Source organism: Kitasatospora sp. NPDC096140 (genome assembly GCF_040303045.1).
GTDB lineage: Bacteria > Actinomycetota > Actinomycetes > Streptomycetales > Streptomycetaceae > Kitasatospora.
Genome location: NZ_JBEOUW010000006.1, coordinates 143,508 through 154,854, shown reverse-complemented (window position 1 = coordinate 154,854; position 11,347 = coordinate 143,508). Strand labels below are relative to the sequence as shown.

Below are 11,347 nucleotides of genomic sequence, written 5' to 3'. Positions count from 1 at the left end.
GCGCCATCGCCTGCACCGCCAACAACGAATGCCCGCCCAACTCCAGGAACGCCACATCACGCTCCACCGACGGCACACCCAAAACCTCGGCCCACACCCGCGCCACCACCCGCTCCACCGGCGACACCGCAGCACCCTCGATCCGCGCCGTGAGATCGGCGACGGACGTGGCCTGCAGGAACACCGACAACGGCAGGTCCAGCTCCAACTCCTTACGCAGACGCGCCATCGCCTGCACCGCCAACAACGAATGCCCGCCCAACTCCAGGAACGCCACATCACGCTCCACCGACGGCACACCCAAAACCTCGGCCCACACACGCGCCACCACCCGCTCCACCGGCGACCCGAGGCCGCCTCCTGTGGCGCCGCTCGCAGCCTCCACGGTCGGGCGCGGCAGCGCGCGGCGGTCCACCTTTCCGCTCAGGGCCAGCGGCAGGGCGTGCATCCCCACGAACAGCTCCGGGACCATGTACTCCGGCAAGTCGGCCCGGAGCTCGGCCCGCAGCTCCTCGGCCGCCGGCACCTCCCCGGCATCCGCCGCCGTGATGTACGCGACGAGCCTGCGCTCGCCGGGTGTGTCCTCACGGAGCAGCACCACGGCCTCGCGAACGGTCGGGAACCGGGTCAGGGCGGCCTCGATCTCCTCCAGCTCGACCCGGTAGCCGCGGATCTTGACCTGGGTGTCGGCCCGCCCGAGGCACTCCAACTCGCCGTCCGGCCGCAGTCGGACGAGGTCCCCGGTCCGGTAGAGCCGCCCGCCGGGCGCGCCGAACGGGTCGGGGATGAACCGCTCCGCCGTCAGGTCCGGCCGGTTCCAGTAGCCGCGCGCGACGCCCGCGCCGCCGACGTACAGCTCGCCTACCACACCGCGAGCGACGGGCATCAAGTGCGCGTCGAGTACGTAGAGTTGCGTGTTGGCGATGGGTCGGCCAATCGGCACGGTGCCGGAGAGGTCGGTGCTCTCGGTCACCTCGTGGACGCAGCAGCCGACGACCGTCTCGGTGGGCCCGTACTCGTTGACCACGCGCAGGCCGGGGGCGCGCCTGCCCCAGGCGGCGACGGTGCTCCCGTGCAGGGACTCGCCGCCGACGACCAGGTAGCCGTCCGCTTCGATCCCGGCCTGCGGCATCGACGTGTCCAGTGCGTCGAGGTGGGCCGGGGTCAGCTTCAGCAGACCGAGGTCGAGCTTGTCGCCGAGGACGCCCGCGAGGGTGTCGAGTTCCTCGCCCTCGGGCACGAGGGTCAGCGAGCGTCCGGCGAGGAGCGGGCAGAACAGGGTGGTCACCGAGAGGTCGAACCGCAGCGGCGAGACGAGCACGGAGTCCCCGCCATCAGCCACCCGGTAGGCACCAAGGCTCCAGGCGAGGTAGTTCGCCAGACCGCCGTGCGTGATGACAACGCCCTTGGGGCGGCCGGTCGATCCGGAGGTGTAGATGATGTAGGCAGCATTGTCCGCCTGCGGTCGAGCGCCGCGCTCGGCCTCGGACAGCTCGCCGCCTTCCTCGGTGGGCAGCACGTCCTCCACGGTGAGGACATGCGCGTCCGTCGCCGGGAGCACTCCCGTGTGGCGGTTGCTGCTGAGGACGACCCGCGCGTCCGCGTCGGCCAGCATGTACGCGATGCGTTCGGCCGGGTCCTTGGGGTCGAGGGGCACGTAGGCGCCGCCGGCCTTGAGCACGGCCAGCACGGCGACCACGAGCTCGATGTCACGCTGGAGGAAGAGCGCGACCCGTGTCTCCGGCCCGACGCCCTCGCGGCGCAGCCGGGCGGCGAGACGGTCCGCAAGCCGGTCCAGCTCGGCGAAGGTCAGGGTTCGCTCGCCGGAGACTAGCGCGGTCGCACCCGGCGTGCGGCACACCTGCTGCTCGAAGAGCTCGACGGCGTGGAGGCCGCCGAGTAGCGGGCTCTCCGTGCGGTTCCAGTTGACGACGGTGTCCCGCAGCTCGTCCTCGGACAGCATGGAGGCGTTCCCGATCCTGGTGTCCGGTTCGCCGGTCAAGCTCCCGAGCAGGATGCCGAGGTGGGAGACCGTGCGGAGCACGGTCGTCTCGTCGAAGAGGTCCGTCGCGTACTCGAAGACACCGTGCAGGAAGTCGTCCGCGTCCGGCCAGACCTCCAGGCTGAGGTCGTACTTGGCGGTGCCGTTGTGGTGGTCAACGACCGTGACCCGCAGGTCGCCCAGCTCCTGATCCAGCGCCGGGTCCTCGACCAGGGCGAACAGTACCTGGGCGACGGGCGAGTGGCTCAGGTCCCGGGGCAGGTCCGCCGCCTCCACCACGCGGTCGAAGGGCACCTCGCCGTGTGCGATGGCCTCCTGGGTGAGGTCGCGCACCCGGCCGACCAGCTCGCGGAAGGTCGGGGAGCCGGAGACATCGACCCGCAGAGCAATCGAGTTGGCGAAGAAGCCCACCATGCTCTCGAGTTCGACGCGTGGCCGGTTGGCAACCGGCGTCACCATCGACACCTCGTCCTGGGCCGAGAAGCGCGCCAGCAGCGCAGCGAATCCGGCGGTCAGCACATTGAACGGGGTCGCGCGCTCCGCGCGGGCGATCTCCTTCACCGCCGGCCAGATCTCCGGCGGAAGGGCGAAGCGGTGTCGCTCGCCGCGGAAGCTCTGAACGGCCGGCCGGGCGCGGTCGGCGGGGAGCTCGATGACCGGGACAGCACCGCTCAGCGTCCGGCGCCAGTACTCAAGGCCTGCGGCGAGCTCCTCTGCGCGCTCCGGGCGGGCCTCCCAGCCGACGTAGTCGGCGTACTGCAGCGTCAGGGGGGTGAGGGCCGCCTCGGCGCCCTGGGCGGCGGCCGTGTAGAACCCGAGCAGTTCGTCGACCAGCAGGCCCATCGACCAGCCGTCGCAGACACTGTGATGGATGGTGAGGACGAGCACGTGGTCGTCGGGGGCGCAGTGGAGCACGGTCGCGCGCGAGAGCGGTCCGGACTGAAGGGAGAACGGCCTGGCCGCCTCTGCCTCCACGGCCGCCCGGATCCCGGCCTCGGAGCCGTCGGCCAGCGTCACCGGCTCGAGGTCCACCACGATGTCCGGGAGGATCCGCTGCACAGGGTTGTCGGAGCCGTCCGCGGCGGGCGGGAAGACCGTCCGCAGCGACTCGTGACGGAGGAACAGCTGATGGACCGCCTGCGCGAGCACGTCGAGCCGTAGTGGGCCTGCGAAGCGGAGCGCCACCGACACATTGAAGAGAGCACTTCCGGGGCTCACCTGGTCCATGAACCAGAGGCGCCGCTGCGCTGAGGAGAGCGGCAGCTCGGCCGTGCGCGGGACGGGGAGAATGGAGTCGTCGGCCGGCTTGGGGCGACGCCCGCCGAGCCGCTTCTCCAGGAGGGCCCGCTTCTCCGGGGACATCTGGTCCAGCCGCGACTGTGAAACGAGCCGCTTTCGGATCGCGCTCCGCGGCCCAGAACCTGACTGACCGTTCGCCTTTTGCTCGGCAGTCATCAGCCCTGCTCCTCGCCCTGGCGCGGAACCGCCTCGGCCATGTGGGCGACAAGACTCAGCGGCCGCATGTCAGTCCAGTTCGCGTTGACGTAGTCAAGGCACGACGAGCGATCCGCCGCCCCGTGCACGACAGTCCAGCCGGCTGGCAGCCGCCCGAACTCCGGCCAGAGCGAATGTTGCCCCTCGTCATTCGACACAACGAAGAAGCGACCATGGGGATCGTCGAACGGACTAGACATGAAACCTCACTATTCGCATACATCTCATTTAGGTCGCCAACCATTCCGACTATTTTTACAAGGCAGGCAGAATAGTCGCCACTAAAAACAAATCGAAATCCGGCCCGCAGAGTCGGCTTGACAAAGGGATTCCACGCAACCCAGAACACAGAGTGGCGCCACCCGGGAGAGATCTCCTGGGTGAATCGGCAGCAGGCATCATCCGACCAGAAGCCGAACAGTCACGTCAGCGAGCGAACCGACAGCCGAACGCAGAGAACTGATGAAACCCTGGCTATCGACAGAGACCCTCTGACGCCTACGAGACGTCAGGGAAAAGTTATATCCCGGGCATATCCGACACCGGAAAGACGACTCAAACCCGCACCCTCAAAAAGGGCCACTTTCCCCACCCCCGAACGTTCATGCGCATACGCATGCACGCAAACAAAGCGCCTAATATGGCGCACGTCACCCCAGATGCCCTCACCGGAGAATCTCCGGCGAGTTTGACGCCTGGCGTTACGCCCCCTTAACAAACGATCATGATAGTAGCCAGCCGTCGAAGGACATGTCAATGGCCAACTTCCCAGCTGAGAGAGGGGGCCACCAGCAGTGCGGGCGCCAACAAGTCATCCGCCCGATTCATGGCCTTGATCACTGTTCTCCGGCTATGTCCGCCAGCCGCTCCGGGGTCTTCACACGCTCAGAGCATCGGCGGCATGACGATGTGTCGTGCGAAACGCCTGGCCCACCTCGGTGGCGAGCATGTAGCGCTCCGCCGGCGAACACCGGCCACGGATACTGACCTTGGCGCTTCAAGGCGATTGCGGTCGAGCGCGGCGAGTCGCTCCAGAGCGACGCTGGCGAGGTTCGCCAGGCTGCGCTTGACGCGGGCCCATAGGTACTCGACCGCGTTCAGCTCGGGCGCGTATGCGGGCAGGATGAACACCGTCAGCCAGTCCCGCGCGTTGATCAGATCGCGCATGGCATGGGAGACGTGGGTGTTCAACCGGTCCCAGATCGCGGGGTTGGTGCCCGGCTACGGCAGGCCGAGACCGACGCGGCTCTGGGTCCGCCACACTGCAATCGGCTCATCGGCATGGGCCTCTGGCCTCGATGCCGACAGCCGGACGGTCAGCACGCCAAGCCCGACGACTCGCCAGAAAAAGTCGGCAAGAGGTCAGCATTGATCCGATTGAACTCTGGCACACATGCCCGAACACGAGACTCGACAAGCCCTCCCCAGCCCAGCGGACCCTGAGCTCCGGGTGCAACACAGACGGCGGACCGGCCACCTCCGCCTGGCGGCCGCCCACCCCACACCACCGTCTACGGCTACTTCAAGGAGTGGGAACGCGACGGCACCACCGAACGGATCCATGACACGCTCCGTGACCAGCTACGGACCAAGAAGGGCCGCCGGATCCTGCCGACAGCGGCGATCATCGACGCCCAGTCGGTGAAGGCTTCGCCCAACGCCCCGGCCGCAAGTCAGGGCTTCGACGGCGGCAAGCAGGTCCTGGACGCCCTCGCCGCCCAGTGGCCCACGGTGACCAAGGCTTGGGTGGACGCCGACTACAACAACGCCGTCGTCAGACACGGCGCCGCACGCGCCATCGACGTCGAGGTCGTGGCCCGGGACAAGGAGCAGAAGGGCTTCGTCGTCCAACCGGTCCGCTGGCGCGTGGAGCAGACCTTCGGGATCATGTCCCGGTACCGGCGGCTCCACCGCGACTACGAGGAACTGCCGAACCGGTCACGCTCGATGATTCAGTGGGCCATGGTGAACTCCATGACCAGCCGCCTGACCGCCAGCCCGGACAGAACCGGGCAATACCTCCGCCCGAAACCGTCCGCGGCAGCGTAAAACGGTATCGAACACCCTCTCACCGGATGGGCTGATGAAGTTCCACCACAACTCGCTCAAGCTGTGCGCCTCGGAACTGACTCACCGGACGCGTGATCGAGCTGCCCGGTCTCTTCCTCAGGTACGCGAGACTCCGCAGGACCGCTGGAGCGACGTCTGCGCGACCTGCACTCGGCCAGCCTCAGTCCAACGGCCGCCTGTGGACGGTGACCGGCGCTCACCCTGATGGACGCCTCGGTCAAACTCGCCTGACCGAACCCGCCAGAGCCCACCGACCCATTCCTCGCCGTTCCTGTCGCCCCAGGCCCATCCGACGCCCTACAGGCTGCCGTATTCGTTCTTGATGACGAAGAACGATCCGCGGATGGTGCCGGCCAGCTTGGACTTCTGCCGTGCGAACTTGAACCGCGACGCGAGCTCCTCCGGGACCTCCATCCCGTCCGAGAGCTTGAACCCGACCGCCCGCTTCCCGCCGTCGTCGAGGGTGTACATCACGTTGATCGACAGGCCGCTCTCGTAGAAGACGTAGGCCATGCGGATGTTCTCCACCTGGAAGGCCGTGGCCTCCAGGGGCCGGGACGCGATGACGATCTCGCGTTCCTCCCGGAGGATCCTATGCACCCAGTCGACGACCTCGGCGGCGTCGGCCGCGGGCTCCACCGTGAAGACGTGGTCGTACTTGTTCTTGAAGTAGCGGGCCTCGTTGGCCCGCAGACCGGCGAGCGCGTCCGCGACGGGCGACGACTCCAGGCCGACGGTCGACACGGTTTCGAAGTCCACGGCGTAGGTCACGGCGGATCCTTTCTCGGTGACGCCGACGGCGGACGACCGGCGGGCAGACGACAGAGGACAGAGGGCAGACGGCGGAGGGCTGCGGGCACCTCGGGCCGCCGGATGCCGGTGATCCTATGCGGCGCCGGCGGAAGACCGGCGGAACCGGAATCGCCGGTCAGTCGTGGTCCCCGGCGAAGGGCCCCTCGTCGACGAAGCGGCGCAGCAGGCGGGCGAAGGTCCGGGCGTCGTCCTGCGGCCAGTCGGCGAGGGCATCCTCGATGCCGGCGGCGAGCCGCTGCCTCGTCGCCTCGATGACGGCGCGGCCGTCGTCGGTGAGGTCGAGCAGGGTGACGCGGCCGTCGGCCGGGTCGGGCCGGCGCCGGAGCAGGCCGGCCTGTTCCAGGCGGTCGGCGCGGCGGGTGACGGTGGTGCGGTCGAGTCCGATCTCGCGGCCGAGGTCGGCGGCGCTGCACGCGCCGGTGCGGGCCAGACCGCTGAGGACGGGGTAGGTGAGGTCGTCGATCGCCTCCCCCAGCCCCTCGGTCAGGTGGGTGTGGAGGCGGGCGCGGGTGCTGCGCCGCAGGAGCAGCCCGAGGGCGTCGGCGATGTCGTGTCCGGTCGAGTGCGAGGGCGAGTGCTTCACCCCACCAGATTAGCGTGCGCCGAGCACGCTTTTCCGCTACAGTCATAAGCGTGCTTCAGGCACGCATCTTCGTTCGATCCGCAGCGGGACGCCCCCGCACCCAACCGAAGGAATCCCCGTGACCCACACCGACGTCCGCGCCGCCCTCACCGACCTCCTCCTCACCCCCGGCCTCGACCTCGACGAAGCCGCCGACCGCCACTTCGCCCCCGACTACCGCCAGCGCACCGACGGCGAATGGGCCGACCGCGCCGAGTTCCTCGACCACATCGCCCACCTGCGCACCGTCGTCGCCGACGGCTCCGTCGAGGTCCACGACGAACTCACCGCCGGCGACCTCTACGCCGACCGCCACACCATGACCGTCGTCAAGACCGACGGAACCACCGTCCGCATGGAGGTCTACCTCTTCGGCGAGTTCGCCCCCGACGGCCGCTTCCGCCGCATAGAGGAGACCACCCTCATGCTCGAAGGCACCGACGGCGACCGAAACCTCGGCAGCGCCCGCTGAACCACCCCGACAACGGCCGGGCACCACGCCCGGTGCCCGGCCCGGCAACACGCCGGACGGTTCCGGTGTGAAGCCATGGCCCCCGCCCGTGCGACAGTTGCGCTCGTTCCCGCGCCGAGGGAGAGCGATCGTGCCCGTCGTCCGAACCGCCGTCCTGCTCGCCATGTTCCCGGCCGGACAGCCGATCAACGTGCCGGGTGACGCCCCCTGGTACGTCTCCTACCTCTTCAGCCCGACGCACGGGCAGGCGGCGTACTGGCTCAAGCAGACCGACAACGACATGCTGCTCGACGGAGAGGTCTTCGACTGGGCCGTCTTCGAGGATCCGGCGCCCGATCTGTCCAGCCGGACGAGGACGGTCGACATGGTGATCCGGGCCATGGAGGACGACCGGAACATCGACTTCTCGTCCTTCGACGTGGTCGTCGTGGTGCTGGGCCTACCGAAGGGCCATCCCGCCGACGGCGGGTCGACCGGCGCCACCTCCCGGCACCGCAAGCACCACGGGATCGTGATCAGTGTGGGCGACCGGTTCGACTTCCTGGCACACGAGTTGGGCCACGCCCTGGGCCTGTCCCACTCGTTCGGCGACCCGGCGTTCAAGGACCCCGGGGAGGACTACGGGGGCTACGCGCACCCGTACTGCATCATGAGCGCGATGGCCTACGGCAACATCGGCGGCCCCTACTTCCCGGCCGCCCCGCGCGACGGCCGGCCCGAGTACTCGGCGCTCGGCCCGAGCCTGAACGCGACGACGGCGCTGGGCCGCGGCTGGATCCAGGCCGACACCTACAACCTGGCCGCGGCCTCCGGCCCCGCCGAGTTCACCCTGCGCAGCAGGCACTGGCTCGGCAGGGTCCCCCGGACGGCGCCGCAGGCGGTGGAGGTGCTGGCGGCCGACGGGACGAACTACGTCATCGAGTACCGGGAGGACGCCGACTGGGACCGGGGCCAGGGGTCGCCCGCCCTGATCGTCGCCCGTGGCCGCGGCAGCAGCGGCGACACGCACTACCCCGGCACCTTCGCGACGACCTACCTGGGGCTGCGTCGGCTGCCGGTCGCCTTCGGGTCCTGGGACAGCGTCTTCAACGGCCCGGGTTTCGGGATGGAGGTGGTCGGCCGGTCCCCCGAGGACCACACGGTGACGATCCGGCTGCGCCCGGGGAGAGTCGCCCCGGTGTCGATCGGGTTCACCAACCGCACGGACACCGTGGGCGAGGAGGTGCGCAGCACGGGCGCGACCACCTGGGGGCCGGGCCAGAAGCTGTGCGTCGAGGGCACCTGGGAGTACCGCGAGCTGGCGCGGCGGCAGCAGGCCGTCCTCGAAGCGACCTACCCGCCCGGCGGCGTTCCCGTGACGGTGACCTGGACCGTCGATGGTGTGCCGCTCACGGGAGCGTCCGGGCAGCACACCTTCACCGAGGTGGTGGAGGTGGCGAACCCCCGGCTCGACCTGCAGGCGGCCGCGCGCAAGGTCGTCGTGTCCTACGCGATCGAGCCCATCGCCGCCGGGTCGCGCCTGCGCCTGACCAACCGGCCGGACGACGAGACGTACCAGCTGGACGTCGCGGCGACGGTGTCGACGTCGTTCGGCGCGGCGGACGACCGGACGTGGATCGAGTTCAGCGGCCACGAGTACCGCTACTCCCAGGACCTCTACGACAAGCGCGACGCCTGCATCCGGAACTTCGTGGACATCGGGCAGCGGTTCGCCAAGTCCAAGGTCCTGCTGCCGCCGGACCTGTGGCAGCACCTCGGGGACGAACGTGCCGAACGGGCAAGGCAGTTGACCGACGTCCTCGGCTACCAGCACACCGTCGGCGACGCGGTGGCCTACCGGCTGGCGGCGGACGAGCTCGGCGCGCTCGTCCACGACGAGGGCGTCGCCCTGACCGTCGCCCCGCTGGACGACGTGGCCGAGGTGAGGATCCCGGACGGGCCGATCGCCCCGCCCGGCCAGGCGCCGCCCTGGGCCGCCGGGCCGTTCACGTCCACGTTCACGTCCACGTCCACGTCCATGCCCACGTCCACTCGGGCCCACCCCACGCGGACCCACTCCGACGGTCCCGAGCCGCAGGACTGACCCGGCTCCGCCCGGCCCCCGGCCGGGGGTCACAGACGGGCGTGGGTGCCGATGTCGGTGTGGAAGTCCTCGATCATGGCGGCCGTGACCGTCGGGCGGCTGGCGCCGATCGCGGCGAGGTGGTCGGCGGTGGTCGCCCCCGGGACGGCGTCGTCACGCTCGAAGGCGGTCTGGGCCGCCAGGCGTGCGGCGTGTTCGATGTCGGCGGGAGAGAAGCGCTCGCTCGCGGCCACCAGGGCGGGGATGTCCACGTCGAGGCGGTCGGTGTCGAGGGCGTGGTGCGACCAGATCGCGGCGCGGGCGTCCGGGTCCGGGGTGCCGATCGGGATGACGTAGTCGAACCGGCCAGTGCGCAGGAACGCCGGGTCGAGCGAGCGCACGGAGTTGGTCGCGCAGACCAGCAGCCGGCCGTCCCGCTCGCGGAAGCCGGGGATCAGCTTGAGCAGTTCGTTGGTCACCCCGTGCATCGCGCCCGCCGAACCGGCCCCGCCGCGTACGGGGGCGATCTCCTCCACCTCGTCGATGAAGACCAGCACCCGCTCCAGCTCGCCGATCCGGGCGAACGCGCTGCGCAGCGCGGCGGCGAGGTTGCCCTCGTCGGCGAGGCGGGAGGGCAGCAGCTCGACGAACGGCCAGCCGAGGCGGGAGGCGATGGCGCGGGCGAAGGTCGTCTTGCCGGTGCCGGGCGGCCCGAAGAGGGTGATCGCGCGCGGCGGCCGGACGCCGTGCCGGGCCGCGCGCTCGGGCTGCGCGAGCGGCAGGACGACCCTCCGCTCGATCAGTTCCTTCTCGGCGGTCATCCCGGCCACACGGTCCCACAGGTCCCCGCTCAGCACGCGCCCGCCGAGTTCGTCCAGGGTGCCGGCAGCGGGCCCCGCGGCGGGCTCGGTCTTCTCGAAGTACGCGGCGGCGGGCCGCCGTTCGTACCCGGCGTTGCGCAGCCCCTCGCCGAGCAGTTCCTCCTCCGGCAGCACGTAGGCGATCCGCCGCACGCGGGCCTCGACCAGCCGGCGCTCCAGTTCCCGCAGCAGCGCGCTGGCCAGGCCGCGCCCGCGCCAGGCCGGGGCGATCGCCACGCGCATCACCCACGCCCGCTCGCCCGCCGCCGCGACCTGCGCGAGCGCCGCCCCGATCGGCGCGCCGTCGTGCACCGCGACGACCGCGGGCTGGCGCGCGGTGAGCGCGGCGATGCACTCGGCGAGCGAGAACACGGACTCCTGCCCGAGCCCGGCGGTGCTGTCGATCAGATGGACGACGGCGGCCAGGTCGTCCTCGCGGTAGTCGTGGATCAGCCAGTTCACGTGGATCGCTCCTGAGGTCGCCGGTCGTGCGGATGGCGGTGAACCTAGGCGCGCCGGGGCGGGCCCGGCACGCGCCGTTCAGGACAACGGGGCGTGGACGAACCGTACGCGACAGCGACTTGCCCCCGAGCGCGGCGGACCTCGCCCCCGAGCCCGCTGGACCCCGCCACCGGGCCGTTCGCGCCCGACGACACGGCTTCGTCCGATTCTGACGACATGTCAGCCATGCTGCTGCGGGACGGAGATGTCCGCAGCGTAGGGCGAACCCGGCTGGAATGGATCATTGCTGAGCTCACGTCAGGCCGTCAAGCGATCCGATGGCGGCAGCGGGTCGCAGCTTCGGTTTTCGTCGTTCCGGCCCATCTGTACTGCCGATCTCGTCAGTTGAGGGTCCGTCGAGGCCGATCCCGGAGATCCATACCCGGAAAGTTCTTGACTGAAATTTCAGATAGGGACATGCTCGCCACCATCGCAATGGGCCGAGACGAAG

Annotated in this window: 7 protein-coding genes and 2 pseudogenes; 3 read left to right on the top strand and 6 right to left on the bottom strand. The window is 69.9% G+C overall.

All coding sequences use genetic code 11. The features are described 5' to 3' along the window. The 3 genes and pseudogenes from ABT048_RS08155 to ABT048_RS08145 all read right to left on the bottom strand — a co-directional run. The coding region (locus ABT048_RS08155; RefSeq protein ID WP_350520486.1) for a non-ribosomal peptide synthetase at window positions 1-3,364 on the bottom strand (3,364 nt) is incomplete at its 3' end. 92 nt (window positions 3,365-3,456) lie between these two features. Further along, window positions 3,457-3,696: an MbtH family protein gene (locus tag ABT048_RS08150; protein WP_350520485.1), complete on the bottom strand. Its 240-nt coding sequence runs from the start codon at window positions 3,694-3,696 to the stop codon at window positions 3,457-3,459. Window positions 3,697-4,492: 796 nt separating this feature from the next. Further along, window positions 4,493-4,699, bottom strand: a pseudogene (locus tag ABT048_RS08145) (transposase); the annotation flags it as partial. Window positions 4,700-5,047: 348 nt separating this feature from the next. Here ABT048_RS08145 and ABT048_RS08140 point away from each other — a divergent pair. Then, window positions 5,048-5,545: pseudogene (locus tag ABT048_RS08140) on the top strand (transposase); the annotation flags it as partial. A gap of 318 nt (window positions 5,546-5,863) precedes the next feature. On the opposite strand, the gene ABT048_RS08135 reads toward ABT048_RS08140, so the two are convergent. Beyond that, a complete protein-coding gene (locus ABT048_RS08135; protein WP_350520484.1) occupies window positions 5,864-6,337 on the bottom strand; it encodes a DUF8821 family protein in 474 nt (157 codons plus the stop codon). Window positions 6,338-6,494: 157 nt separating this feature from the next. Further along, window positions 6,495-6,962 carry a MarR family winged helix-turn-helix transcriptional regulator gene (locus tag ABT048_RS08130; RefSeq protein ID WP_350520483.1) on the bottom strand — a complete coding sequence of 156 codons (468 nt, stop codon included), beginning with the start codon at window positions 6,960-6,962 and terminating at the stop codon, window positions 6,495-6,497. Between the two features lie 118 nt (window positions 6,963-7,080). On the opposite strand from ABT048_RS08130, the gene ABT048_RS08125 reads away from it, so the two are divergent. Next, window positions 7,081-7,473, top strand: coding sequence for a nuclear transport factor 2 family protein (locus tag ABT048_RS08125; RefSeq protein WP_350520482.1), 393 nt, complete (start codon window positions 7,081-7,083; stop codon window positions 7,471-7,473). Window positions 7,474-7,603: 130 nt separating this feature from the next. Beyond that, window positions 7,604-9,556 (top strand): zinc metalloprotease, encoded by a 1,953-nt coding sequence (locus ABT048_RS08120; protein WP_350520481.1) that lies wholly within the window; start codon window positions 7,604-7,606, stop codon window positions 9,554-9,556. Between the two features lie 29 nt (window positions 9,557-9,585). Here the strand turns inward: ABT048_RS08120 and ABT048_RS08115 are convergent, their stop codons facing one another. Beyond that, window positions 9,586-10,857: an ATP-binding protein gene (locus tag ABT048_RS08115; RefSeq protein WP_350520480.1), complete on the bottom strand. Its 1,272-nt coding sequence runs from the start codon at window positions 10,855-10,857 to the stop codon at window positions 9,586-9,588. Between the last annotated feature and the right edge of the window lie 490 nt (window positions 10,858-11,347).